This is a genomic window from Nocardia sp. NPDC055002, from assembly GCF_053608825.1.
This window is the reverse complement of record NZ_JBSGWE010000001.1, coordinates 1,312,564-1,335,434: the sequence shown is the minus strand read 5'-3', so window position 1 is coordinate 1,335,434 and position 22,871 is coordinate 1,312,564. Positions and strand designations below refer to the sequence as shown.

The following is a 22,871-nucleotide window of genomic DNA, read 5'->3' as shown; positions in this document are numbered from 1 at the left end:
TGCGGTCAGTGACCGGCGACCAGGAGGTGCCGCATCTCGCCGACGCCACGGACATAGCTGGTCAATTCGTCGTTCGGTGCGAGAAACCGTTCGGGAGTGCGCCCTAGACCGACGCCGGCGGGAGTGCCGGTAAAGATGACATCGCCCGGCAGCAACGGCGTGATCGCCGACAGGCGTGCGATCAGTTCCGGCACCGGGAAGACCATGTCGGAGGTCTTGCCCTTCTGCATCTGTTCGCCGTTGATCAGGCAGCCCAGTTCGAGGTCGTCGGGGTTGTCGAATTCGTCCGGGGTGACCAGCAGTGGGCCGATCGGGCCGAACCCGGGATGCGATTTGCCCATGCTGAACTGCGGGGCAGGGCCCACGCGCTGGCGGTCACGCTCGGAAAGATCCTGTCCTACCGACACGCCCGCTACGTAACGCCAGGCGTTGTCGGCCGGGACACGGTGTGCTTCGCGGCCGATCACGACCACGAGCTCGACTTCCCAGTCGACCTTCCCCTCGGGGAGCTCGATGGTGCCGTACGGGCCGGCGAGTGAGGTCACGAACTTGGTGAAGACCGGTGGTTCCTCGGGCACAGCGAAAGATGACTCGGCTGCGTGATCGGCATAGTTCAGTCCGATCGCGAAGACCTGACGCGGCTGTGGCGCCGGATTGCCGAACGCCGACGAGGGGATATCGGCGAGTGGTCGACCCGAGTCGGTGACGGTGGAGCAGAAGGTGACCAGTTCGTCCCACCGGCCATAGGCTTCCTGCATCGTCGAGCTGAACCGGTCCGAGCTCGCCTGCGCGATATCCACGACGGTGTCGGATGCCGTGACCAGTGATAGTCGGTCGGAGATGTTGGCGAATCGCACGATGCGTGCTCCCTGGTTCAGGGGGAGGGCTATGCCATCCCCGCGCGTTGTTGTGCCTTGAGTCACTTTCGAAAGTAGCAACCTTGTTTCGATAGTTCAAGTGGCTTTCGTAAAACTGGCACGTGTTGCCGCGGGGTTGCGGGTAACCCTGGGTCTCCAGGTTCGCTCGGCGCCGGGGATGTGGACAGGTTACTTTCGAAACTATCGATCGAGTTTCGATACCTTAATGGTGTTTCGTATGGTGCTACCGTGGTCGCATGGTGAAGAGCAGCGGAACGACTCGCACAGACGGCGTCTACCAGGCGCTGCGGGCCGACATTCTCGGTGGGCGGCTGATTCCTGGGGCGCGGCTGAAGTTTCCGGAGCTGTCGGAGCGCTACAAGGCGAGCGTGGGTGCCACGCGCGAGGCACTGACAAAACTGGCGGCCGAGGGATTGGTAACGACGAAGGCCCATCAGGGTTACCTCGTACGGCCGCTGTCGCATCAGGATCTGGCCGATCTGACCACTGCTCGCGTCGAGATCGAATCCCTGGTGCTGAAGCTGTCGGTGCTCGACGGCGACATGCACTGGGAGGCGGATGCCCTTGCCGCACACCACCTTCTGGAACGAGCGCAGTTCCGAGACCCTGCTGACCCGAATCATCCGACCGATGAGTGGTCGACAGCGCACGTCGCATTCCACAATGCCCTCTTGGCCGGCTGTGGCAACCGCCGGTTGCTCGACACCGCGCAAGCGCTGCGTCAAGAGGCCGAGCTCTACCTGCAATGGTCGGTGTCCTTCGGCAACGAACCGGACCGCGACCTGGCGGGCGAGCACCGCGCGCTGCTGGACGCCGCCTTGTCCCGCAAGGCCGACCTCGCGCAGGAACTTTTGCGCGATCACATCGCACACACCGCCCAACTGCTGATCAGTTGTGCACTGGATGAACCGAATTCGGCGGTGGTCGAGCCCCGGTAGGAAGTCCCACACCAAGGGGCAAGACTGTGGTCGGTGGGGGCTGGCCGTTCACGAGATCGGTTCGGCGTCCAAGAGTACGAACAGCACTCGGCAGGCTCGGTCCGAGCGATTCACCCATCCGTGATTGGTTCCCCGCTGTATCAAGACGTCGCCAGCGTGCATCAATGTCGAGTCGTCGTCCATGACAGCGTAGATCTCGCCCTCGATGATATAGGCGTAGTCCAGCGACGCGGTGCGGTGCATGTCGGGTGCGGATTCAGTTTCCGCCGGGGGGAAGTCGACAATTCGCAAGACGGTGCCTCTGTCGGGTGGTTCGAGCGGGACGGCTGCGATGACAGGGTCTGCGTACTCGCTGGTGTTGTCGGGAGCGCCACGGTGCAACCACAGGTTGGTCGTCTCGACGCCGCGGGTCAGTTGCGGCCGGGCTTTGCCGTCGGCAACGAAGACTGCTCTGCCGGCCTTGTCGTGACCAGTGACGATTCGCCGAATGTCAGACATGAGTTGTTGCCTCCTATTTCGTTCGCTGCCACAGGATGTAGCTCGCCAGCGGCTCGCCGCCGAAGTTCATCGGTGGAGTGTCGAGTTTGAGCGTGTCTGCTTCGAACACGCACGTGCGTCGCAGGTCCCGGCCGACGAAGTTGGGAAACGTGGAGAACTGCACGTGGTGGATGACGGTGCCGGCCGTTTCATCGACGTCGAATGTCCCGCAGTAGTTGATGATCGACTCGTAGGCCCTGCGCTTCTCCGTCGCTGTGCCACCATCGAGCGAGTCGTCGATGAACGGCGCACGGTCCACGGCGGACAGGGTCGTGCTCATCAGCCCGCCGTCTGTGTAGAACAGCAGGCCTCCGCAGGCTTCGACTGGACCCAGTGGCGGGTCAAGTGCTTCGCCTCCACGAAAGATCCTCCAGTCGATCATCTTCCAGCTCCCCACGAGCTGCTGGCGGACTGTGGTCATTCGATCTCCTCGGTCGGTCATGTCGGTTGGTGCACTTCGGCGGTACCAAACATTCGAGCAGAAGCTTCTCATGCGAAAATCTATTGATGTGTCGAATATCGCGTGATACTTTCGAAAGTGATTCGGGACACATCAACGGCCCTCTCCTGGACGCCCGCGGCGACTGTGCACCACGACCGCTCTTGGAAGGTGATGCTCAGCCGCGGCGCAAGTCGTCGCGATGCTGAAGGTGCGCGCTCTGCTCAGTCGAAGCGCTGACGCTGTCCGGACCCGAATCCTCTGCTCTGTTCTGGGAAGGACACCTCTGCGATGACGCAGCCCACCGACCGCCTGGCAGCCTCAACTCCCCGCTGGGCGTTGCCCATCGGCGTGTTGATCCTTTTCATAGATGGCTACGACCTATTCGTCCTCGGGGCGGTCGGTCCATCGCTGCTCGACTACTCCGACTGGGACGTCAGTTCGTCCACGCTCGGGCTACTCGGCAGTGTGACCGCGCTCGGCATGCCGTTAGGAGCGTTCGTCGCGGGCCGTGCGAGCGACACCTGGGGGCGCAGGATTCCGATCACGGTGTTCCTGACGTGGGTTTCGGGCTGCATGATTATCACCGGTCTGGCACCCAACCTCACGGTCTTCGGCGTCGGCCGTTTCCTGACCGGAATCGGGCTGGGAGCTCTGACGCCATTGGTGGTGGCCTTCGTAGCCGATTGGGCAGCACCGGCACGTCGTAGCTTGCATGTCGGTACCGCTCTGACCGGAATCGCCGTCGGCGGGATGGTGGCCGCGTCCGTTGGCCGGGCGGTGCTGCCCGACCTGCATTTCCAGTGGTTGTTCCTGGTTGGGGTACTGCCATTTGCACTCGTTCCGCTGTGTTGGAAGCTGATCCCGGCGGGATTGCCGACCGACGACCGGGCGAACACGCTGGAAACTTCACTGCCCGAGACGACACCACTGCGGGACGTGTTCGCACCCCGAGTGCGTGCCGCCACCTTGCTGTTCGCGACCGCCGGATTCTTCGGCCTGGTGCTGGTATACGGCGCCAGCACGTGGCTACCGACACTGATGATCCGCGCGGGGTACGACCTGCATTCCGCGTTGGAGTTCACCATCGCATTCAATGGTGGTGCGATCGTCGGAACGCTGGCCGCCACGGTCTTGGCGGATCGTGGCGGCCATATCAAGGCCATCACGGTCGTGTCGTTCCTCTGTGCCGCGATCGCCATGTTGGCGTTGAGCACACACCAATCGAGATGGCTGGTGCTGGCGATGTCGGCGGTAGCGGGACTGGGCGCGCTCGGCACGCAGAACTTGATCAACGCCTATGTCAGCCAGTATTACCCAGCCCGGCTGCGTGGCACGGCGCTCGGTGTGAGCCTGGGCCTCGGTCGACTGGGCTCGATCGTCGGGCCGAGCTATCTCACGCTCGTCACCGTCCTCATCGTCGCGCCCGGCGCGGGCTTCTACGGGTTCGTCATTCCCGCTGTCCTCGGCGCCGTCGCCATCAGCCTTGTACCCGTTCGCCGTCGCGCGCAGCAGCAACCACAACGGACGACAGGCGAACTTGCCGTGGAAACGCCTTGAAACACAATGCATTTGGAGACCGTCATGAATTCGATGAGACCGAAGACGTACACCACTGACGTCGTGATCGCCGGCGCCGGACCGGTCGGCCTGACATTGGCCCATGAACTGGGGCAGCGTGGTATCGCCTGCGTTGTCATCGAGCCCCGCATCGTGGCGGGGGCCGCGTCGCCGCGGTGTAAACAGATCAACCCCGTGTCGATGGCCACCTATCGTCGGCTCGGCGTCGCGGACGCCATTCGCGCCAACGCGCGCCTGCCCTTCGGCTGGTCGGATTCCGCGGTCTTCTGCACCAGCCTCACCGGACACACCATCGAACGCTTCGACGGCGTCTTCGCGCTCTCGGATATCCAGCGCGACGCTCTTGCCGAACCTGCTCAATGGTGTGCACAGAACCGGCTCGAAGAAGCACTCCGAGACAGCCTGGGCGTCCGCCAGTCGGTGACGACCTGGTGGGGATACGCACTCGACGAGCTACGTCAGGATGATTCCGGAGTCGACGCCGTCGCTGTCGGCCCAGGTGGGGAGCGTCGGCAGATCCGCGCCAAGTACCTCGTCGGTGCGGACGGCAGCCGTAGCCGCGTGCGCCACGAGATCGGTGCTCAGCTCTCCGGCCGCGGCCACGAGGTGCAAAACGTCCAAGTCATCTTCGACGCCCCGGAACTCTCGCAAAGGCACCCGCAAGGCCGCGCCGTGCAGTACTGGGTGGTCAATTCCGAAACCAACGGACTCATGGGGACGTTGGACACCGAAGACACCTGGTGGGCCATCATCGTCGATGCGCCACCCGATCTCACCGAGGAATCTGCCCGCCGCGCCGTTCACGCCATGATCGGCGAAGAATTCCCGATCAGCATCCGCAGCCTGGACCCCTGGCAAGCTCGGATGCTCGTCGCCGATACGTATCGAAGCGGTCGCTGCTTCTTGGCCGGCGACGCCGCACACCAGAACCCGCCCTGGGGTGGATTCGGCGCGAACACCGGCATCGGCGATGCTGTCGATCTCGGTTGGAAGTTGACCGCTGCCATCGAGGGTTGGGCAGGTCCACATCTGCTCGATTCCTACGAGTTCGAACGCCGACCTATGGCACTGCGTGCGATCGCCGAGGCCGAGCGCAACATGCAGGTACTCACCGGCGAGCTGGTCCAGCCCGGGCTCAACGGGGACAGCGACGATGGCATACAAGCCCGGCTGAAGACTGCGGAGTTGATCCGGCAAACCAAAACTGCCGAAATGTACACCCTCGGTTTCGTACTCGGAGCGACCTACCAGGACTCGCCGATGATCGACTCACCGAACACGATCGTGGACCAGGGCCCGACGTCCAACTATCGACCATCCGGAACACCAGGATCCCGGCTGCCGCATCTGTGGCTGGATCGCAGTCGGTCGCTATACGACGTCCTCGGACCGGGTTACACCCTGCTCGAGATCGCCGCGCCTGCCGTACCGGAATGGGACGCCGCCGCGCAACAGCGGCGACTCCCGTTCACCCGATATCGGCTACACCGACCTGACCTGCACGGCTACTTCGGTGCTCGATTCGTTCTGGTTCGCCCCGATCTTCATATCGCGTGGCGAGGCGACACCACCCCGAACGCAGGTTCGGTACTGGACCGGGCTCGGGGTTTCTGACCCGACGGCTCTCGAAACGTTCCACTCGGAGTGCAAGCAGCTCGGCCGACCTGGACCGATTGACATCGCACCAAACAAATACTTCGTCCGATGCGCGTGCTGGCTGGGGCGACGTTCAGGCGCGGCCGAAAGACCGTGCAACACCATTCAGAGAAAGTAGTCATGATGAGGAAAGTTTTGGCAGGGTCGGCGTTGCTCGCCACCGCCATCTGCGTGAGCGCGGGCGCTGCTTCGGCGGTGCCGGGTAACCAGTCGACCGTGAATTACACGCTGAGCGCGACTGATCGGTCCACCCTGATCAGTACCGACGCGGGTTCGATCACTGCTGATGACGGGGTTCTTGCGATCAAGGCAGCGAACGGGGCGGTGCTCGGTGGAACCGAGTTGTCGTTCAGGGTCGATGATTTCGAGTTTCCCATTGCTGCGGAGGTCAAGGACCGGACCGCGACTTTGACCCCGCAGTTCGACGTGGCGCACGCTGTTTACAAGCCGGTCGCGTTGCCGTATGAGAACCAGGCGCCGTGGAAGTCGGAGTACGAGCGTGAGCAGGCGGCGTGGTCTCGGTTGACCAGCACTATCGCGTTGGGTGCCTCGGTCGGGACCACGGTCGGTGGTCTTGGTGGTGCGGCGATCGGTTGTGTGCTCGGTGGTATCGCCGGTGCGACTGTTGCTTCGGCCACGATTATCGGTCTATTCGGTGCGTTCATTCCGGCTGCTGCGGTTGGTTGTATCGGTGGGATTGTGGCGATCGGAGCGATCGGGACGGTGTTGGGTCAGCTGTTCGTGACTGCTCCGGTCGCGATTATGGCTGCGGTGCAATATTTTACGACGATCAACGCCCCAGCCCCGGTCCCCACGAAGTGAGAAACAGCCCTGCGGCACGGCCAGGTTAGCCGTGCCGCAGGGCTGTTCAATCGCAGTCGGACGCTTCATCGGGTCGACTGGTCGTTCCTGTCGACCGCTGCGGGACCACCACGCGATGGTCGCCAAGTCCGGTCTGTCGCAGCTACGTCACGGCCGGGAGATGCCGCATGCCTCGAAGGCTGCCTTGGCCGACGCGATCTGCTCGTCCGAAGGTTTGCCCTCCCGTCGGTTCCCACGACTGAAACCGGCGTCGCTGAGACACTGCTTCTGCTCATCGGTGAGCTGGGGCCGCTCGGGCATGGGGATCCCGCATGCGGCCAGCGCCGCCTGGATCGCATCGATCTGTTGCTGAGAGTGCTTGCCGTCCGGCCGGTTTTCCCGGCTGAGGCCCTGGCCGGCCAGGCACTGCTTCTGCTCATCGGTGAGCTGGGCATGGTGGCCCTTCCCTTCGCCCGGCGCGGCCGATGCGGATCCGGCGCCCAGACCTGCAGACAGAGCCATCCCCATCATGGCGATGGCCACGAACGAATTGCGGACGATACGCATACCGACGATTCCTTTCCTCGACTCAGTCGCCGCGAACGCGGCGACTGCCTGAGTCTCGACGGCGCGGCTGGCGGGCTCTCGAGGAGTTCCTTGCGGTTTCCTGGGCACCGGTTCACAGGAGATCGCCAGGAAACCTCGAGCCACCTCACACCGTCGACGGGCATCCTGTCGCTATGCCCGCGACACCGACGCCACTGCCCGCAGGCGAGTCATCGTCGACGCCACCGCGGGTCCTCGTGGTCGACGACGAAGAGAACATCGCCTATCTGGTCGGCACCGGTTTGCGCATGGCCGGGTGCACGGTGGAGATCGCGTCGACCGGCCGGGAAGCGCTGGCGCTGGCGGACAGCTATCGTCCGGACGCGATCGTGCTCGACATCATGCTGCCCGACGACGACGGCTACGTGGTCCTGACCAAACTGCGCGGTCGCGGATGCGACGCACCGGTGCTGTTCCTGGCCGCGCGATCCGATACCGCCGAACGAGTCCGCGGATTGACCAGCGGCGGTGACGATTACATCGTCAAACCGTTCGTCCTGGAAGAAGTTGTCGCCCGCGTCCAGGTCGCGCTGCGCAGGAGGGGCGCGATCACCGAACTACCCGCGCAATGGCGGGTGGCAGATCTGGTGCTCGACGACGAAGCACACCGCGTGTGGCGGGGTGACGAGGAAATACATCTGACGGTCACCGAATTCACCCTGCTGCGATGTCTCATCACCAACGTCGGCCGAGTGGTCACCCGAGCACGGATTCTGGATCATGTGTGGCAGTACAACTTCGACGGCGAGTCCGCTGTCATCGAAACATTCATCAGCAGCCTGCGTAAGAAGATCGACCGCGGCGGCCCGAAGCTCATCCACACCGTGCGCGGGGTGGGTTACTGCATCCGGGACGTCTGATGTCGCTGGCGAGGCGGCTGACCCTGGCGCTCATCGCATTGACCCTGACCATGCTGGCCGCCGGTGGCGCGGTTGTCGTGATCCAGCGCCACTACCTCGTCCAGCAACTCGACACCCGACTGTCGCAACTGGCACAGAATCCGATGGTGCCGTTATTGCTGAGCCAGCGGTCGAGACAGGTCAGCAGGTTCCCAGCCGCATTCGCCGACATCTACCTCGGCATTCGCAACGCCGACGGCACACTCACCACTATTCAGGCACCCACTGACGACCCGAGCGTGGAGCCGAATCTGCAAGGCATGCAGTCACTTCCCGTGCCGTCAGGTCGCCCGACCACGGCGGGAGTCGCGTCGGAGATGCGGGTGATGACAATCGAATCCTTCGGTGCCACCGCGGTCATCGGGATCTCGGCCCAGAACGCACGCGATGCGACGTCGCGGTTGATCCTCGCACTGGCGGCGGCCGGTGTCATCATCGGACTGGTTGTCGGTTCGGTCGTCTGGTGGGTGCATCGGCTCGGCTTGGCGCCCATCGCGCGGATGACAGAGGCTGCCGATGCGATCGCCGCCGGAGCCACAGATCGTCGTGTCGAGGCGTACCGGCCGGGGACCGAGGCTGCCCGGTTGAGTCAGGCGTTGAACACCATGATCGACACCATTCAGGCCACCGAGGACCGGATGCGGCGATTCGTCGCCGACGCATCCCACGAACTCCGCACGCCACTGACAACCTTGCGCGGATACTCCGCCCTGTACTCGTCCGACGGGCCCGTCGATACGGACGGGGCTCAAGACGCGGTGCGTCGAATCAACGACGAAGCCCGTCGAATGGCGGGGATCGTAGAAGCACTGCTGGACCTGAACGATCTGGACGAGCACGGCATCGCCGATCGTGGACTGGTCGACGTCGTGCCTCTCGTCGCGGCTGTCGTCGACGATCTGCATGTCATCCAGCCCGAGCGCTGCATTCGTGTCGAAATTCCGAAATCCCTTTGTGTCACCGCAGTTTCGGATCGGGTGGTCCAAGCAGTGCTGTCGCTGGCTACGAACGCGCTGCGGCACACCCCCAGTGATGCCACGATTACCATCCGCGTCATCGGAATCGACAATTCGGTAAGGATCTCGGTCGATGACACCGGGCGGGGTATCGCGCCCGAGCACCTCCCGCATTTGTTCGACAGGTTCTATCGAGCCGACAGCGGCCGGGCGCGCAGTCGGGGCGGCAATGGTCTGGGTTTGGCGATCGTCGCCGCGATCATGCACGCGCACAACGGTACTTTTGGAGTCGACGCCCAGCTGGGTCGCGGTAGCAGCTTCTGGATCGAATTCCCCCGAGGTATCCCGGAATGCGGCGATGTCGGTCAGCGTGGTCGTTCAACGCGCACCAGGCCCGACGCGATCACTACCAGTTGAGTACGGTGGCGGACAGCCCAGTTTTCGTCATCGCCCGCTGGACCTGAGTGCGTGCGGTCAGCGGGGCTCACCTACCTCTGTTCGGCTCGGGTCGATTCTTCACCTACTCGGCGTCCGCGTCGAAGGTCTGTTGCACGATGCGCATGGCTGAAAGTGCTGCGGGGGCACCGCAATACCCGGCGGTGTGGATGATCGATTCGACGATCTCTTCGCGCGTGAGGCCATTGGTGAGTGCGCCACGTACATGGCCGGCGAGCTCCTCGTGCGCTCGCAGCGCAGTCAGCATCCCGAGATTGAGCAGACTGCGGCTGCGGCGGTCCAGTCCGGGGCGAGTCCACACCGCGCCCCAGACGTGTTCGGTGACGAACCGCTGCAGTTCGGCCGATTCGGTTCCCTCGGTCAGGGCCAGCGCCTGGTCGACGAACGAATCGCCCATCACCTCCCGGCGAACCGACATGCCTGTCTCCGACAGCGCGGATTCGTGTTGGGGGCTATCGGCAAACGGCACTGCTACCTCCTGGTGGCATAGGGCGAGTTCTCAGCCGAGGACTGTACCGATGGTCAGTGGCGATCCGGTGGCGCGGCGCACTTGCTCGACGCTCACCCCGGGCGCGGTCTCGCGCAGAATCACCTGGCCTTCGGCGATGTCGAGCACAGCGATGTCGGTGATCACCCGCTGCACAACAGCTTGGCCGGTGAGGGGCAGGGTGCACGTGTCGACGATCTTGGGTGAGCCGTCGCGGGTGGTGTGCTCCATCAGCACGATCACTCGGCGGGCTCCGTGTACGAGGTCCATCGCGCCGCCCATGCCTTTGACCATCGCGCCGGGCACCATCCAGTTCGCTAGATCACCGGTTCGCGAGACCTGCATTCCGCCTAGTACCGCGGTGTCGATGTGTCCGCCTCGGATCATGCCGAACGAGAGCGCCGAGTCGAAGAACGATGCACCGGGTTCGACCGTCACGGTCTCTTTGCCCGCGTTGATCAGATCGGCGTCGACGTCGTCCTCCGCCGGGTAGGGGCCGGTACCGAGGATGCCGTTCTCGCTGTGCAGCACCACCGCTACTCCGTCGGGTAGGTGGTTCGGGATCAGAGTGGGCAGGCCGATGCCGAGATTGACGTACTCCCCGGGTGAGAGCTCCTGTGCCGCGCGGGCGGCCATTTCTGTGCGGGTCCAGCTCATCGGGTGGTCTCCTGTCGAACGGTCCGCTTCTCGATTCGTTTGTCCTGGGCGCCGGTGTGCACGATCCGCTGGACGAACACCCCCGGGAGATGAACGTGTGCTGGGTCGAGTTCACCGGCCGGGACGAGCCGCTCGACCTGGGCGATGGTGATCCGACCGGCCATCGCGACCAGTGGGTTGAAGTTCAGGGCCGACTTCTCGAAAATCAGGTTTCCCTCGGTGTCGCCGAGGGCGGCGTGAACGAGGGCGAAATCGGCGACGATGCATTCTTCGAGGACGTAGCGGCGGTGTCCGAACTCCCGGACTTCCTTCGGCGGCGAGGCCAGCGCCACCGACCCATCCGGTGCGTAACGCCACGGGAGGCCGCCGTCGCTGATCGGGGTCCCGACACCGGCTGGGGTGTAGAAGGCGGGTATGCCCGCTCCGCCGGCGCGAAGGCGCTCGGCGAGGGTTCCCTGCGGGATCAGTTCCACCTCTAGCTCGCCGCCGAGGTACTGGCGCGCGAACTCCTTGTTCTCACCCACATACGAGGCGGTCACCCGTGCGATTCTCCCGGCCGACAACAAGATTCCCAGGCCGTAGTCGTCGACGCCGCAGTTGTTGGAGAACACTGCGAAGTCGGTGGCTCTGCCCTCGGTGATCGCCGCGATCAGTGCGTCCGGGACACCACACAAACCGAACCCGCCGACTGCCAACGTCGCCCCTGAGCCGATATCGGCTACGGCGGCGACTGCCGTATCCACCACTTTCGAGTTCATCCGGGACTCGCCTTTCATCTAACCGTCCATTCTTTGGACGTCTGTTTCCTTCGTGCCTACACAACACTCCGGCGCTTCATACTGGCAAGATGGATATCCATGGGAGGTGAAATTGCTCGGCGAGTGGACAGGTTGGTGGTATGTCGTCCATTGAATGGACGTAGGATGCGGGCGTGAGTGGAGAGCTGAATCCATCTGTGCTCGGGCGCGCGGCGTCGCTGCTGCGTGCGATTGCGGCCGGCGGTGATGTGGGAGTGTCGACCAGTGATCTGGCACGGCGGGCCGATCTCGCGAGGCCTACCGCGCATCGGTTGCTCTCTTCGCTGGCCGAGGAAGGTTTTCTCGACCGCGACGTGGGCTCGGGTCTGTGGTTTCTCGGACCGGAACTGTTTCTCATGGGCTCGCTCGCGGCGGAGCGTTACGACATCATCGACGTGGCTCGTCCTGTGCTGCGTGAGCTGGCCCGCGAGACCGGGGAAAGTGCGTTCCTGTCCGCCCGGCGCGGCGACGAGACAGTGTGCCTGGCGGGCGAGGAAGGCAGCTTTCCGCTGCGCTCGCACGTGCTGCACGTCGGCATTCGGTTCCCGCTCGGTGTCGCCTCGGCAGGCCTGGCGATTCTCGCCCATCTACCCGACCGTGACATCGAGGACTACCTCGGCCGCACGGACCTGAGTGCGCAATGGGGTGCGAGTCATGCTCGTGACGAGCTCGTTCCGCGTATGGACGCGATCCGAGAATCCGGCTGGTGCGTGAACCCGGGCCTGCTTGTCGAGGGAAGCTGGGGGATGGCAGCGGCGGTGTTCGACCGCCGCGACGAACCCCGGTGGGCTTTGAGCCTGACCGGGGTCGAGAGTCGGTTCCGCGCCGAGCGTCACGACGTGCTGGGTACGCTGTTGCTCCGCCACGCCCACGCACTCTCCGTTGCGCTGAGCCGTCGCGGGTCCGGATCATCTACTCGATGAATCTGCTGATTGCGCCGCGTCCCGAACCGTTTCGTGAAAAGCCCTGGTGCTGAGCACTATTGGGTCCTGACGGGTAGCTTCTGAACAACTGGAACGCGCGCCAGGCGGTCGCAGGTTCAAATCCTGTCAGCCCGACAGTAGAAACCCTCTCTGACCTGGGTCGGAGGGGGTTTTTCTGTGCCTGGAGATTTGACGTGGTTTGCCGATTTCTCACAGAAACCCCACAGTTTCGATTCTGATCGTTCGTCCAGTAGGGCCTCGATGGCTCTCTCGCGGCCCACGTTTTCCCCGGTCGGCTGTCGTTGGATATACACATCATCGGCGGGGTGCATGCGCCGACGGTGACGCGGGGTAAAGCGCTCTGGCGGCAGTTCCCGCCTAGTTGTCGAGTGATGCCTGGCGACGGCCCACTTCGAAGGGTGATTAGGTCAACCGGAGGTGACATCGTGAGGTGACCTGCGGCCATCGTGCAGCGGGGAGTGTGACACGTTGGCGGGTCGGCGCGCGGGACAGATCGGGTCGTTGCTGGTCGCGGTGCCTGATGATCGTGGCAGTCTCGAGTACGCCGGTAGTGTGGGGGCCGGCGCCGCGATGCTCATCGATCTGCGTGAACGCCTGGTACCGCTGCAACAGTCGGACCCGCCGATTCCTGGCCTCGGACCCACCCCGGACGGAGTGGTGTGGGTCCGGCCCGCGCTGATCGGGGAGGTGGCGTTCACCGAATGGACCGGCGACGGCCGGTTGTGGCATCCCAGCTTATGTAAGTGGTTTGAGACTGACCGTTGACCGCTGGCTGGGCGGTGTTGCGGGAGTCAGCCGGGGGCTTCCGGGACGTGATGATGGCCAGTCGGGCGAGATCCGATCACACGGCGCGCAACCCACGCGCGGCGAGGCCGGGTGTTCACCGCCGCCAGCCACTGACCAACTTGGGCGTTGAAATCGGTTGGGCCGGTGAATGTTCGGCCGGGCAAGAAGGAACGTTTTGGGTAGTCGCGGGCCCGCTCGATGATGCCCTTCGCTTCGGGGTCATCGGGCCGGCAAATGACGACTTTCGTTCCCAAAGTTCCTCGGAATGCGTGACATTCGATGGTGAGCTCGCTGCGCCCATCACGCCACCGCCTGATCGCGCCTTCACCATCCCACACCAGCACTCGCGGCACCACACCCAACCGTCCGATCAACGTCCACCACCCCGCGAACAGGTCCTCGGCGTGACGGCTCGGGATCAGCACCACGGAGCGCCACCTCGAATACCCCATCGACGATGGTAGGGAATCGCCGACATGGATCGCCGACGAGCGCCTGAGCTCCGACACAGATCACAGGCCGCAGCCGGGCGCACGATGCCGGTCGGCACGCTGGAGGGGAAGAGGTCACCATTCACCCAAATCATTGCCCAGCGTAAGGAAAATCGGTGTGTGGGAGGGCTTGCGGCAGTAATGTCGGAGGCTCTTCGGGGAAGCGCGGACCAACCTCGCTGCAGGTGTGTCATCGGAACTTGGTGGGAGGGGCGATGGTTGGTAGGGCGCTGGCGTTCCTGGTCGGGGCCAGACTGGTGGTGTTCGCGCTGGCGCATGCCGTGGATCCGTTTCACCAGACGCGTGAGTATCGGCATCAGGTGGCATGTGAGAAGAGTGCAGGCAGCTGCTTCGACGAAGAGATCGTCACTATCATCGAGAAAGATACGTCCACTACGACTTCCACCCACTTCAACAGCGATGGAACCACCAGCACGACCACGACGAATCACCTCACGATCAGGTGGATGCGCGACGGGACGCAGCACTCGCACGACGTGAACGGCGAACTCTTCGCCAAGGCCCGGGAAGGTGGGCAGGCGACACTGCGGACGTGGCAGGGACAGGTCGTCGGCGTCGTCATCGACGGGCAGTCCGATTCCTACAATCCGCGTCAGACCGGGCGTCTGGGGTGGTGGCTGTGGCTGGTGTTCGTGGGGGTCGGGCTGGCGTTGGTAGGGATATTCGAGCCGGTGGGGGTGTTCATGGGGGCGTTCCGGCTGGGTGCGTGGGCTTTCGCCGGAGCCGTGCCGCTCGGAGTGTTCGTGCCGACTCTGCTTGCCAACGGGATGGAGCCGAATTTCGGGTTCTTCGTCCTGGCGGGGGTCACGGTGCTGTTCACCGGGGCCGGGATGACGATGCTGGTCACCTCGGTTCGCGACTGAGCTTTCTACGACCGGAGAGCAGATGTGTCGGCGTCGATGTTCGTCAACCTGCTCGCGCCGGCGCGAGACCGCATCGACATCCCGGTCTATGCGGTGGTCTTCCTCCATGAGGCGTATCCGCGGCTCAACGATCTGTTGACCGAACGCGCCGAAGCGGGTTTCGCGTTGGGGATCGCGGTGGGCGACGCCGACAGCGCTAACGTCCAACAACGTGGCATGGAAGAAAGATTCGGGCACGGCATCGAATCACGCTGTCGTCTGGCCTTGATGCATTATCGGGCGTTGGAATCAACGCCGGGCATCGAGCTGCGGACCCACGACACGACGCTCTATAACAGCATCTTTCGCGCCGACGACGAAATGTATGTCAATGCCCACGTGTGGGGTGTGAACGCATACGGTGCACCCGTGTGGCAGCTGCGCCGTACCGTCGACGGTGGCCTGTTCGGCACCTACACCGCCAGTTTCAACGCGGTCTGGCAAACCGGCCGACCGGTGAAAGGCTGAGCCGATGGCGCGTACCGAATACTATGACGACCCAGCCGCGCCGGAGCCGAACAGCCTTGTTGTCGCGGCGTCCGCAGTGGTGTGCGACGACGTCGGTCGTATCCTGCTGCAACGCCGCACCGACAGCGATCTGTGGGCATTACCGGGCGGCGGGATGGAAATGACCGACAGTCTGCCCGGCTGCGCGGTGCGAGAGGTCAAGGAAGAGACCGGACTCGACATCGAAATCACCGGTCTCGTCGGAACTTACACCGATCCGCGTCACGTGATCGCCTACAGCGACGGTGAGGTGCGGCGCCAGTTCAACGTGTGCTTCCTGGCTCGCATCATTGGGGGCGACCTCGCCATCCCCGACGAGTCCACAGAGCTGAGGTTCGTAGTCCCCTCCGTACTGGACAGCCTCGACATGCACCACACGCAGCGGCTCAGGCTGATCCACTACCTCGAGGGGCGAAGCGCGCCATATCTTGGCTGACGATTCGGCGACAACCGCGCGTGAGTGCGTCAGATGGCCGCGCGCATTGCTCGCGACGGTTGAAGCTGCGCGTGTCAGCTGCCCGACCTCGCCACCTGTGGGTGTGACCGGTGCGCGCGGGTCAGTTCGTGCGGCCCTCGGACGTGACCGCGCCCGTTGGGCACATTCTCGAAGTGGTCAACCGTTGTGTCCGATTTCTGACCACTGATCAGTGGGTCTTACCGGGCGTCAATTCGATCGGCTGCGACGCTATCCCGCTGTCACCGGGAGGCAATTCGCCTCGGGGGCCGCAGCGATTGCGCCACCTCGGGCATCGACCCGACTGTCGGGTTACCCATTGCGCGATCCGGGGCCTGAGATGTCGAGACGGCGATCACGGCCGGCCCGCGGAGATGGGGAGAACATCGAATGACCGGTCGACGCCGTTTCCGTGATCCCGAACCGATACTCCGTGGTTGAGCGCTGCGCACGCCATTGCCCTGAGATTCGGTAGGCCTCGAGGGCCACAAGAATTTGTCCGGCGTCGATCGGTGTCGCCGTGCTGTATCCGGTCAGCTCGGCGACCCGATTGAGTCGATAGCGCACCGTGTTCGGGTGACAGAAGAGCCGTTCGGCAGCGATGCGGGTGTCACCGCCAACATCGAACCAGCAGCGCAGTGTCTTCAGAAAGACATCGCGCATGGGTGGGGAGAGCTCGAGGATCGGTCCGAGCACCGAGAGCTGGATCTCGGCCGTCGCCTCGGGCGCCGCGGCCAACAGCACGCCGATCGACGGACGGTCGTAGCGAACCACCGCGTTCTCGGTGGGGTAGGCGGCGCTGCCGGCCGTCCTCGCCTGGCGATGTGCATTCGGAGTGGCAGCGAGGCGCTCATAGATCGAGCTGATGCCGACGCCGCCTTCCAATCGCGCTCCGATCAGTGCGCACGTCGTGTTCAGCGCACAACCGTTGGGTAGTGACAAAATTCCATTGAGTCCATCTGAGCGCAGAACCCACGATGAGCGAACACCGTGGCTGTCGAGTTCGCCTACAAGGTCAGCGATACCGATGACTCCGGCGTCAGCCGCTGCGGCGGCGACGACGAATTGCCCGTGATGCGGAAACCGAAGGATTGCTGCGCATTCGACGATTTCGGCCTCGGTCATGGTGTGGCAGGTGAGCAGTGCCTCGTGCGCTGTGCGATGCGCTGGTGAGTAGTCGCTGACCCGTGCCACGGATGCTGACGGGTAGACGAGCAAGATCGCGCGCACGCAGTCGTCGACTGCGGCCCACAAGCTCGGACTCGCTGCCAGCAATTTCGAGCCTGCGTCGGCGTCGTCGGTGACGTAGCCGACCATCGCCTCCCACAGCATGATCGCACCGAGGCGAAACGCCCGACCGACCGTCGCAGCAGGAAGCTGGTGTGCCGCACCGAGCCGACCGATCGCCTTCGGCACTTCCAGATCGACCGCGCTCGTCGACGCCAGGGTGTGGAGGACGGTGGTCATCGCTGTCAGCGCAGTGGTTCTCAGAGCGCGGTGCGCGACAGTCGCCTCACACCCGAAGCCGGTCAGCTCGTCGACCATACGATCGGCGAAAGCTGTGGCCAGCTTTTCGATATCGCGCATCAGCTGCTCACACCATTGCTCGGCGAGATCGGCAGGGATAGCCAGCCGTGGATTGGCGAACTGTTCGCTGCTTGCGTCGTCGGGCATCGTCTTCCTCAATTACCTCGAGCAGTCCGGGTTCAGGGTTGTCGGTGTTCCAACCGAATCGGTGTGTCTATCTACTGGTCGATAGCCAACGGTGTCGTATCAGTGCAGAAGAAGGCGCTGTGATCACGGTGTTGTTCGAGGGTTGTCAGATACAGTTCGAGCGAGCGTTTCGCGATCGATGGCCCGCTTGAGGATCTTGCCCGTCGCACCCTTCGGCAAGGCCTCGACGAACTCGATCACGCGCGGAACCTTGTAGGCGGAGAGTCGCTCGCGCGCCCAGTCCGACACATCGGTGGCCCCGAGCGTCGAGTCCGGGCGCCCCACGATGACGGCGGCTACCTCTTCGCCGTAATAGTCGTCGGGAATGCCGATGACGGCCACCTCGACGACGTCGGGATGGGTGAAGAGCACCTCTTCGACCTCGCTCGGGTAGACGTTGTACCCGCCGCGGATGATGAGGTCCTTGGCCCGGTCGACGATGCGCAGGTCGCCGTCAGTGTCGGTGGTGCCCAGGTCACCGGTGCGGAACCAACCGTCGTCATCGAGAACGGCGGCGGTGTCGGAGGGCCGTTGCCAGTAACCTTTCATCACCGTCTCACCGCGGATGAATATCTCGCCGATCCTCGACGGCGGGCACGGCCGGCCTTCCTCGTCGCGGACCTCTATCCGGGTAAACGGTGTCGCGCTGCCGACCCAGCCGACCTTAGCGCCACGGTCGATGTCGGTGAAGGCGCCGAACGCCGTGGTTTCGGTAAGTCCGTAGCCCTCGAGGATGGTGCAACCGAATCGCGCTTGAAACTCCTTCGTCACCGCGGCGGGCAGTGACGCGCCGCCGGAGATCGCGATCCGCAGTTGAGCGAAATCGGCCGAATCGGCCTCGCCCGCCGTGTGCAGCATCGCGTTCCACATGGTCGGCACCCCTGCCAGCACGGTGAGCCGGTCGCGACGCAGCATCGCTGTCATCGCCGCCGCGTCGAACCGGGACAGCAATGACAACGAGCTGCCCGCGGTGAAGGTCGTCATCATCACTGAGGCCTGGCCGAAGACGTGGAACAGCGGTAGAGCCGTACCTGTGCGGTCCGATCGCGTCGACCGGCTGCATGCGACGCCGATTTCGCCGGCGGCCAGGAGATTGGCCACGGTCAGTTGCGCGCCTTTGGGTCGTCCGGTGGTGCCCGAGGTGTAGAGGATCGCCGCTGTGTCGTCGCGGTCGCGGTCGCGGACCGGTGTCGTCGCCGGACCCGAGTCAGCCCCCGGTCGCAGTGTCCGTATCGGAAGGCCACGCGCGATCGCGGCTGAGGACGCGGCGGGACCCAGTGCGTGCCAGGCGATCACGAGCGCGCATCCCGCGTCGCTGAGGATGTAGTCGATTTCGTGTCGAGTCGACATCGTGTTGACCGGAACAGCGACAGCACCGGCGACTTGAATACCCATGTACGCGACGACGAATTCGGGAACCGACGGTGCGATGAGCAGGACTCGATCGCCGACCTGAAGCCCGGAGTCGATCAGTGCCGCCGCGTAATTGATACTGACCGAACGTAATTGGTGGTAGGTCCACGCGCTGACATCGCCGGTGGCTGCGCCTTCGCCGCGCATCGCGACTGTGTCGGGGTGGGAGTCCGCGTGTCGGCGGACGGGATCGAAAAGGTTTGGCATGGGTGTGTCCTGTCGTCAGGGGTACCGGGTCGCGCATTCATCCGGGCGCGGATTACCGACCAAGGCCGACCGGGGCTCGTCGAAGGTCATGACCAGCTGGTTCTCGGCGTAGGAAGGCCAGCCGGGGTCGCCGTTGGTGGCGAAGCCGATCCAGGCCGAGTGCATTTCGTCAGCGATCCGCTGGGGCGGGTTCGGGCCGGTGAGGCTGGTGGCTACGGCCAGGGTGTCGAACACGAACGGCACCTCTAGTGCGTGCATCGCGCCCAAACCCTCGCGCCGCCAGCCGAACTCGTAGAGGTATGCGGGAGTATCGACAGCGGCCTGTAGCTCGACGAGTTGCCTGGTCGGATTACGGAACACGGCGTCGGTGGCAATTGCTGACAGCAAGTCTCCGGCGGTTGCGTCAGGGCGATTGGTCGCGTAGGGCGTGATCGCCGAAGCGTCGATGCCCCAGCGTGCGAGCGCGAACGGCAGTGTGTCGGCGGTGATCGCGTCACCGAGCCCGGTCGGTACGGTGAACAGCCGGAACTCCTCGGTGGTGTAGCCCGCGAGCAGGGCGATTCCGCGAGCCGAGCCCGCCGCGATCGCCTCGACCGGCACCGTGGGAACAACGTCACCGTCCACGACGGGAAAGAAGCTCATGCCGGCACCGACAGTCAGCACCGACGCACCCCAACGTGTCGGGTTCGGGTCGCGGGCGAAGTCCACGCGCACCGCCTCCTGCGCGAGCAGCAGAGCCGAGGGCGACACTGTGGCAAAGGCTTCCGCAGTCGCGGGTACTCCTAGTGCCGCGGCGAGTTCGCCGCTGAGCAATCGGGCGTCCTCGACAGTCGCCGCCATCGCGGGATTGCCGCTCTGCATGATCGCGCGAGCGAACAGGCCGCGCGCTGCCGGTGAGCCCAGCAGCGCGGCGATGCTCATCGCGCCCGCTGATTGGCCGAAGACGGTCACCTTGTCGGGGTCGCCGCCGAACGCAGCGATGTTGTCGCGGACCCATGCCAGGGCGAACAACTGATCGAGCAGGCCGCGGTTGGCCGGTGCGCCGCCGAGCACGGCGAATCCCGCGGCGCCGAGGCGATAGTTGATGGAGACGAGCACCACGCCGTCGCGGGCGAAACCGGCGCCGTCGTAGGCGGGTACTGCGTTGGCGCCGTGGACGAACGAACCTCCATGGATCCACACCATGACCGGCAGCCCGCCACCACCGGGCGTCCAGACATTCACGTTCAGCGATCCCGCGCCTGCCACGGTGTGAGTGCCGAGGATCTCGTCGATCCTGTTCGGATAATGGCCCTGTAGGCAGGTGGGCCCGTGTGTGTCCGCGTCGCGAATCCCGTCCCAGCCCACGACCGGTTCGGGCGCGCGGAACCGCGCCGGCCCCACCGGGGGTGCGGCATAGGGCACCCCCAGAAACGCGCTAACGCCGTCGACGGTCGCACCCCGTACCTTGCCACCGGTCACTTCGACCACCGGTCGGTCGATGCTTGTCACAGATCCACCAGGTCGTAGTCGGCGACGCGATCCATCAGGAACCGCAGATGGTCGTCGGAACTACCCAGCGTCTGCTCGATGGCGGTGAGTCGGGCGAAGTAGTGCGATATCGGGTGCTCCGTGGTCATTCCGATGCCGCCGTGCAACTGAACAGCCTCCTGGCCGACGAAGCGCGCCGACCGACCGACCCGCAGCTTCGCGCGCGAGGCCACCGTCTGATCGATCAGGCCGTCGGCCAAGGCCGTCGAGGCATACATCGACATGGCGCGGGCCAGCGTGACCGCGATGTGCAAGTCGGCCGCGCGGTGGGAGAGTGCCTGAAAGGTCCGCAGCGGTGCACCGAATTGTGTTCGGGTGCAGAGATATTCGGCAGTGATCCGAAGGGCCTCGGTCATCGCGCCCACCGCTTCGCCGCACAGCGCGGCCTGTGCGGCGACCTGTGCGGCTTCGATCGCGTCCTCGGCGCGGCGCGAAGCAAGCGGTTCGGCCGCAGCGTGTTCGAGGACGATGTCGGCTACACGGCCTCCGTCGTGGGTCGCGCTGCCGCGTCGCGAGACGCCGACATCGGTGGGGTCGACAACGAACAGGCCGATGCCATCGGGTGCGGTCGCGCTGACAACGAGCAGGTCCGCTTCGTCGCCGTAGAGAACGGGTGATTTGTGCCCGCTCACCCGCCACGAGTTGCCCTCTCGTCCCGCAGCGGTCGTCAGTGTCCGCAGTGGCCAGCGCGAGCCCGGCTCCTCGTGGGCGAACGCGAGCCGCAGCGCCCCGGCCGCGACTTTCGGCAACAGGTCACGACGTTGCGCGGGACTGGCCGCTTCGACCAGCAGGCCGCCAGGCAGATAGGCGCAGTCGAGCACCGGTACTCGGGCCAGACCAGCGCCGAGTTCCGACATCACGATCATCGCCTCGATCGGGCCTGCGCCCTGGCCGCCGTCGGATTCGGGAAAGGTCAGTCCGAGCAATCCGAGATCGGCGAAGGTGGCCCAGAGATCATCTGCTGCCGTAGGGACATGGTCGGCCAAGACGTTGTTGACAGTGTCGCGCAACATCGTCTGTTCGGCTGTCGGTTCGAATTTCATGGCCTGGGCTCACAATCCGAGGATCGTCGAGGCGATGATGCTGCGCTGCACCTCGGTCGATCCTCCGTAGATGGATGTCTTGCGGCAATTGAGGTAGGCGGCTGTGGTGCGACCGGCCCAGCGGTCGACATCGGAGTGCAGCGCGCCGGGACCGGCGAGCTCCATCATCAGTTCGGTGGCGGCTTGCTGAAGTTCGCTGCCGCGCAGTTTCAGAACCGATGACGTGGGGGCCTTTACTCCGGAGGCTGCCCCGATCTGGACCAATTCGAGTGCGAGGGTCTCGTTTTCGAGTTCAGCCAGGCGTGCCGCGAAGATCGGGTCGTCCAGCAGGGTGCCCGCGCCCATGCGGGTGTGCCTGGCGCGCGCTTTGATCGTGGACAACCGGACCTTGGTGCGTCCGACTGCGGCCATGCCGGTGCGCTCGTTGCCGAGGAGGAATTTCGCGTAGGTCCAGCCGTGATTCTCCTGTCCGACCAGATGCTCGGCAGGCACCCGGACGTCATCGAGGAAGACCTCGTTGACCTCGCGGCTGCCGCCGACGAGCTCGATCGGGCGCACGGTGACACCGGGTGTGTCCATCGGGATCAGCAGCAGCGAGATCCCCGCTTGTTTCTTCGCCGCAGCGGGGTCGGTGCGGACGAGGCAGAACATCCAGTCCGCGTATTGGGCTGCGCTGGTCCAGATCTTCTGCCCGTTGACGAGGTAGGTCACGCCGTCGCGCGTGGCGGTGGTTCGCAGCGAGGCGAGGTCCGAACCGGCTTCAGGCTCGGAAAAGCCTTGGCACCACCAAATGTCGAGGTTGGCTGTCGGGGGGAGGAACCTGGCCTTCTGTTCCTCGGTGCCGAACCGGGCGATGACCGGGCCGATCATGTCGACGTTGAAGGTCAGGGGCTCGGGTACCGAGGCCAGGGCCATCTCGTCGTACCAGAGATGTAGTTGGATGGGTGTCCAGTTCCGTCCACCCCACTGCTGTGGCCAGTTCGGCACCGCGAGGTGGTGGGCGTTGAGGATGCGCTGGGTGGTGATGAGCGCCTCGCGGCTGAGATCGCGCCCTTCGCGCACGCCATCGCGGATCTCGGGCGGGATCTCCTTGCGGTACAGCGATCGCAAGTGATTGCGGAAGGTGATCTCATCGCTGGTCAGTGCCAATTGCATTGTCGTTGTTCACTTTC

Annotated in this window: 24 protein-coding genes and 1 pseudogene; 12 read left to right on the top strand and 13 right to left on the bottom strand. The window is 64.4% G+C overall.

Annotated elements, in window-relative coordinates:
* Positions 1-5: 5 nt before the first annotated feature.
* On the bottom strand, positions 6-857 hold the full coding sequence (locus ACWF99_RS06360; RefSeq protein ID WP_225280744.1) for a fumarylacetoacetate hydrolase family protein: 852 nt from the start codon (positions 855-857) through the stop codon (positions 6-8).
* Positions 858-1,114: 257 nt separating this feature from the next.
* On the opposite strand from ACWF99_RS06360, the gene ACWF99_RS06355 reads away from it, so the two are divergent.
* Positions 1,115-1,816 (top strand): GntR family transcriptional regulator, encoded by a 702-nt coding sequence (locus ACWF99_RS06355; protein WP_452535100.1) that lies wholly within the window; start codon positions 1,115-1,117, stop codon positions 1,814-1,816.
* 48 nt (positions 1,817-1,864) lie between these two features.
* Here the strand turns inward: ACWF99_RS06355 and ACWF99_RS06350 are convergent, their stop codons facing one another.
* Positions 1,865-2,314 carry a cupin domain-containing protein gene (locus ACWF99_RS06350; protein WP_452535098.1) on the bottom strand — a complete coding sequence of 150 codons (450 nt, stop codon included), beginning with the start codon at positions 2,312-2,314 and terminating at the stop codon, positions 1,865-1,867.
* A gap of 13 nt (positions 2,315-2,327) precedes the next feature.
* Positions 2,328-2,774 carry a lipocalin-like domain-containing protein gene (locus tag ACWF99_RS06345; protein WP_378660308.1) on the bottom strand — a complete coding sequence of 149 codons (447 nt, stop codon included), beginning with the start codon at positions 2,772-2,774 and terminating at the stop codon, positions 2,328-2,330.
* Positions 2,775-3,083: 309 nt separating this feature from the next.
* Here ACWF99_RS06345 and ACWF99_RS06340 point away from each other — a divergent pair, with 309 nt between their 5' ends.
* The 3 genes from ACWF99_RS06340 to ACWF99_RS06330 all read left to right on the top strand — a co-directional run bounded on the left by ACWF99_RS06340 (position 3,084) and on the right by ACWF99_RS06330 (position 6,851).
* Entirely contained in the window at positions 3,084-4,352 is a 1,269-nt protein-coding gene (locus ACWF99_RS06340) for an MFS transporter (RefSeq protein ID WP_452535096.1), read from the top strand.
* A 24-nt stretch (positions 4,353-4,376) separates the two neighbouring features.
* Positions 4,377-5,987 carry an FAD-dependent monooxygenase gene (locus tag ACWF99_RS06335; protein ID WP_452535094.1) on the top strand — a complete coding sequence of 537 codons (1,611 nt, stop codon included), beginning with the start codon at positions 4,377-4,379 and terminating at the stop codon, positions 5,985-5,987.
* Positions 5,988-6,152: 165 nt separating this feature from the next.
* Positions 6,153-6,851, top strand: a complete 699-nt coding sequence (locus ACWF99_RS06330; protein WP_378660379.1) for a hypothetical protein — start codon at positions 6,153-6,155, stop codon at positions 6,849-6,851.
* Positions 6,852-6,998: 147 nt separating this feature from the next.
* Here ACWF99_RS06330 and ACWF99_RS06325 read toward each other — a convergent pair whose 3' ends face one another.
* Positions 6,999-7,397: a hypothetical protein gene (locus tag ACWF99_RS06325; protein WP_452535093.1), complete on the bottom strand. Its 399-nt coding sequence runs from the start codon at positions 7,395-7,397 to the stop codon at positions 6,999-7,001.
* A gap of 173 nt (positions 7,398-7,570) precedes the next feature.
* Between ACWF99_RS06325 and ACWF99_RS06320 the strand changes: the two genes are divergently transcribed.
* Both ACWF99_RS06320 and ACWF99_RS06315 read left to right on the top strand, forming a co-directional pair.
* Positions 7,571-8,296: a response regulator transcription factor gene (locus ACWF99_RS06320; RefSeq protein ID WP_452535092.1), complete on the top strand. Its 726-nt coding sequence runs from the start codon at positions 7,571-7,573 to the stop codon at positions 8,294-8,296.
* Positions 8,296-9,708: a sensor histidine kinase gene (locus ACWF99_RS06315; RefSeq protein WP_452535090.1), complete on the top strand. Its 1,413-nt coding sequence runs from the start codon at positions 8,296-8,298 to the stop codon at positions 9,706-9,708. Before ACWF99_RS06320 ends, ACWF99_RS06315 begins: the two co-directional genes overlap by 1 nt.
* A 103-nt stretch (positions 9,709-9,811) precedes the next feature.
* Here the strand turns inward: ACWF99_RS06315 and ACWF99_RS06310 are convergent, their stop codons facing one another.
* The 3 genes from ACWF99_RS06310 to ACWF99_RS06300 all read right to left on the bottom strand — a co-directional run bounded on the left by ACWF99_RS06310 (position 9,812) and on the right by ACWF99_RS06300 (position 11,649).
* Positions 9,812-10,165 carry a carboxymuconolactone decarboxylase family protein gene (locus tag ACWF99_RS06310; protein ID WP_452535088.1) on the bottom strand — a complete coding sequence of 118 codons (354 nt, stop codon included), beginning with the start codon at positions 10,163-10,165 and terminating at the stop codon, positions 9,812-9,814.
* A gap of 81 nt (positions 10,166-10,246) precedes the next feature.
* Positions 10,247-10,891, bottom strand: a complete 645-nt coding sequence (locus tag ACWF99_RS06305) for a 3-oxoacid CoA-transferase subunit B (RefSeq protein ID WP_452535086.1) — start codon at positions 10,889-10,891, stop codon at positions 10,247-10,249.
* Positions 10,888-11,649, bottom strand: a complete 762-nt coding sequence (locus ACWF99_RS06300; RefSeq protein ID WP_452535084.1) for a CoA transferase subunit A — start codon at positions 11,647-11,649, stop codon at positions 10,888-10,890. The genes ACWF99_RS06305 and ACWF99_RS06300 overlap by 4 nt, the downstream gene beginning before the upstream one ends.
* Before the next feature lie 173 nt (positions 11,650-11,822).
* On the opposite strand from ACWF99_RS06300, the gene ACWF99_RS06295 reads away from it, so the two are divergent.
* Positions 11,823-12,611: an IclR family transcriptional regulator gene (locus ACWF99_RS06295; RefSeq protein ID WP_452535082.1), complete on the top strand. Its 789-nt coding sequence runs from the start codon at positions 11,823-11,825 to the stop codon at positions 12,609-12,611.
* 534 nt (positions 12,612-13,145) lie between these two features.
* Positions 13,146-13,397, top strand: a complete 252-nt coding sequence (locus ACWF99_RS06290) for an ATP dependent DNA ligase (protein ID WP_378660376.1) — start codon at positions 13,146-13,148, stop codon at positions 13,395-13,397.
* Positions 13,398-13,412: 15 nt separating this feature from the next.
* Here ACWF99_RS06290 and ACWF99_RS06285 read toward each other — a convergent pair.
* Positions 13,413-13,864: pseudogene (locus ACWF99_RS06285) on the bottom strand (IS21 family transposase); the annotation flags it as partial.
* Between the two features lie 302 nt (positions 13,865-14,166).
* Here ACWF99_RS06285 and ACWF99_RS06280 point away from each other — a divergent pair.
* The 3 genes from ACWF99_RS06280 to ACWF99_RS06270 are packed head-to-tail and all read left to right on the top strand — an operon-like array spanning position 14,167 to position 15,775.
* Complete coding sequence (locus ACWF99_RS06280; protein WP_452535080.1) at positions 14,167-14,793, top strand: hypothetical protein; 627 nt, start codon at positions 14,167-14,169, stop codon at positions 14,791-14,793.
* A gap of 36 nt (positions 14,794-14,829) precedes the next feature.
* The gene (locus ACWF99_RS06275) at positions 14,830-15,300 is read left to right on the top strand and encodes a hypothetical protein (protein WP_452535078.1); all 471 of its coding nucleotides are present in this window, start codon (positions 14,830-14,832) and stop codon (positions 15,298-15,300) included.
* A gap of 4 nt (positions 15,301-15,304) precedes the next feature.
* Positions 15,305-15,775: an NUDIX domain-containing protein gene (locus ACWF99_RS06270; protein WP_452535076.1), complete on the top strand. Its 471-nt coding sequence runs from the start codon at positions 15,305-15,307 to the stop codon at positions 15,773-15,775.
* 330 nt (positions 15,776-16,105) lie between these two features.
* On the opposite strand, the gene ACWF99_RS06265 is transcribed toward ACWF99_RS06270, so the two are convergent.
* Positions 16,106-17,125, bottom strand: a complete 1,020-nt coding sequence (locus ACWF99_RS06265) for a PucR family transcriptional regulator (RefSeq protein WP_452535074.1) — start codon at positions 17,123-17,125, stop codon at positions 16,106-16,108.
* A gap of 48 nt (positions 17,126-17,173) precedes the next feature.
* On the opposite strand from ACWF99_RS06265, the gene ACWF99_RS06260 reads away from it, so the two are divergent.
* Complete coding sequence (locus ACWF99_RS06260; protein WP_452535072.1) at positions 17,174-17,590, top strand: hypothetical protein; 417 nt, start codon at positions 17,174-17,176, stop codon at positions 17,588-17,590.
* Here the strand turns inward: ACWF99_RS06260 and ACWF99_RS06255 are convergent, their stop codons facing one another.
* From ACWF99_RS06255 to ACWF99_RS06240, 4 genes are read right to left on the bottom strand one after another with little or no spacing between them, the layout of a single operon-like run.
* Positions 17,591-19,126 carry an AMP-binding protein gene (locus tag ACWF99_RS06255; protein WP_452535071.1) on the bottom strand — a complete coding sequence of 512 codons (1,536 nt, stop codon included), beginning with the start codon at positions 19,124-19,126 and terminating at the stop codon, positions 17,591-17,593.
* 15 nt (positions 19,127-19,141) lie between these two features.
* Positions 19,142-20,617 carry a carboxylesterase/lipase family protein gene (locus ACWF99_RS06250; protein ID WP_452535069.1) on the bottom strand — a complete coding sequence of 492 codons (1,476 nt, stop codon included), beginning with the start codon at positions 20,615-20,617 and terminating at the stop codon, positions 19,142-19,144.
* Positions 20,614-21,699, bottom strand: a complete 1,086-nt coding sequence (locus ACWF99_RS06245) for an acyl-CoA dehydrogenase family protein (RefSeq protein WP_452535067.1) — start codon at positions 21,697-21,699, stop codon at positions 20,614-20,616. Before ACWF99_RS06245 ends, ACWF99_RS06250 begins: the two co-directional genes overlap by 4 nt.
* Before the next feature lie 9 nt (positions 21,700-21,708).
* A complete protein-coding gene (locus tag ACWF99_RS06240) occupies positions 21,709-22,854 on the bottom strand; it encodes an acyl-CoA dehydrogenase family protein (RefSeq protein ID WP_452535065.1) in 1,146 nt (381 codons plus the stop codon).
* Positions 22,855-22,871: the final 17 nt, after the last annotated feature.

Coding starts and splice junctions, on each gene's coding strand:
- ACWF99_RS06355 (WP_452535100.1), top strand. CDS start 1,115: ATGGTGAAGAGCAGCGGAACGACTCGCACAGACGGCGTCTACCAGGCG.
- ACWF99_RS06350 (WP_452535098.1), bottom strand. CDS start 2,314: ATGTCTGACATTCGGCGAATCGTCACTGGTCACGACAAGGCCGGCAGA.
- ACWF99_RS06345 (WP_378660308.1), bottom strand. CDS start 2,774: ATGACCACAGTCCGCCAGCAGCTCGTGGGGAGCTGGAAGATGATCGAC.
- ACWF99_RS06340 (WP_452535096.1), top strand. CDS start 3,084: ATGACGCAGCCCACCGACCGCCTGGCAGCCTCAACTCCCCGCTGGGCG.
- ACWF99_RS06335 (WP_452535094.1), top strand. CDS start 4,377: ATGAATTCGATGAGACCGAAGACGTACACCACTGACGTCGTGATCGCC.
- ACWF99_RS06330 (WP_378660379.1), top strand. CDS start 6,153: ATGAGGAAAGTTTTGGCAGGGTCGGCGTTGCTCGCCACCGCCATCTGC.
- ACWF99_RS06325 (WP_452535093.1), bottom strand. CDS start 7,397: ATGCGTATCGTCCGCAATTCGTTCGTGGCCATCGCCATGATGGGGATG.
- ACWF99_RS06320 (WP_452535092.1), top strand. CDS start 7,571: ATGCCCGCGACACCGACGCCACTGCCCGCAGGCGAGTCATCGTCGACG.
- ACWF99_RS06315 (WP_452535090.1), top strand. CDS start 8,296: ATGTCGCTGGCGAGGCGGCTGACCCTGGCGCTCATCGCATTGACCCTG.
- ACWF99_RS06310 (WP_452535088.1), bottom strand. CDS start 10,165: ATGTCGGTTCGCCGGGAGGTGATGGGCGATTCGTTCGTCGACCAGGCG.
- ACWF99_RS06305 (WP_452535086.1), bottom strand. CDS start 10,891: ATGAGCTGGACCCGCACAGAAATGGCCGCCCGCGCGGCACAGGAGCTC.
- ACWF99_RS06300 (WP_452535084.1), bottom strand. CDS start 11,649: ATGAACTCGAAAGTGGTGGATACGGCAGTCGCCGCCGTAGCCGATATC.
- ACWF99_RS06275 (WP_452535078.1), top strand. CDS start 14,830: ATGTTCGTCAACCTGCTCGCGCCGGCGCGAGACCGCATCGACATCCCG.
- ACWF99_RS06270 (WP_452535076.1), top strand. CDS start 15,305: ATGGCGCGTACCGAATACTATGACGACCCAGCCGCGCCGGAGCCGAAC.
- ACWF99_RS06265 (WP_452535074.1), bottom strand. CDS start 17,125: ATGCTGTGGGAGGCGATGGTCGGCTACGTCACCGACGACGCCGACGCA.
- ACWF99_RS06255 (WP_452535071.1), bottom strand. CDS start 19,126: ATGCCAAACCTTTTCGATCCCGTCCGCCGACACGCGGACTCCCACCCC.
- ACWF99_RS06245 (WP_452535067.1), bottom strand. CDS start 21,699: ATGAAATTCGAACCGACAGCCGAACAGACGATGTTGCGCGACACTGTC.
- ACWF99_RS06240 (WP_452535065.1), bottom strand. CDS start 22,854: ATGCAATTGGCACTGACCAGCGATGAGATCACCTTCCGCAATCACTTG.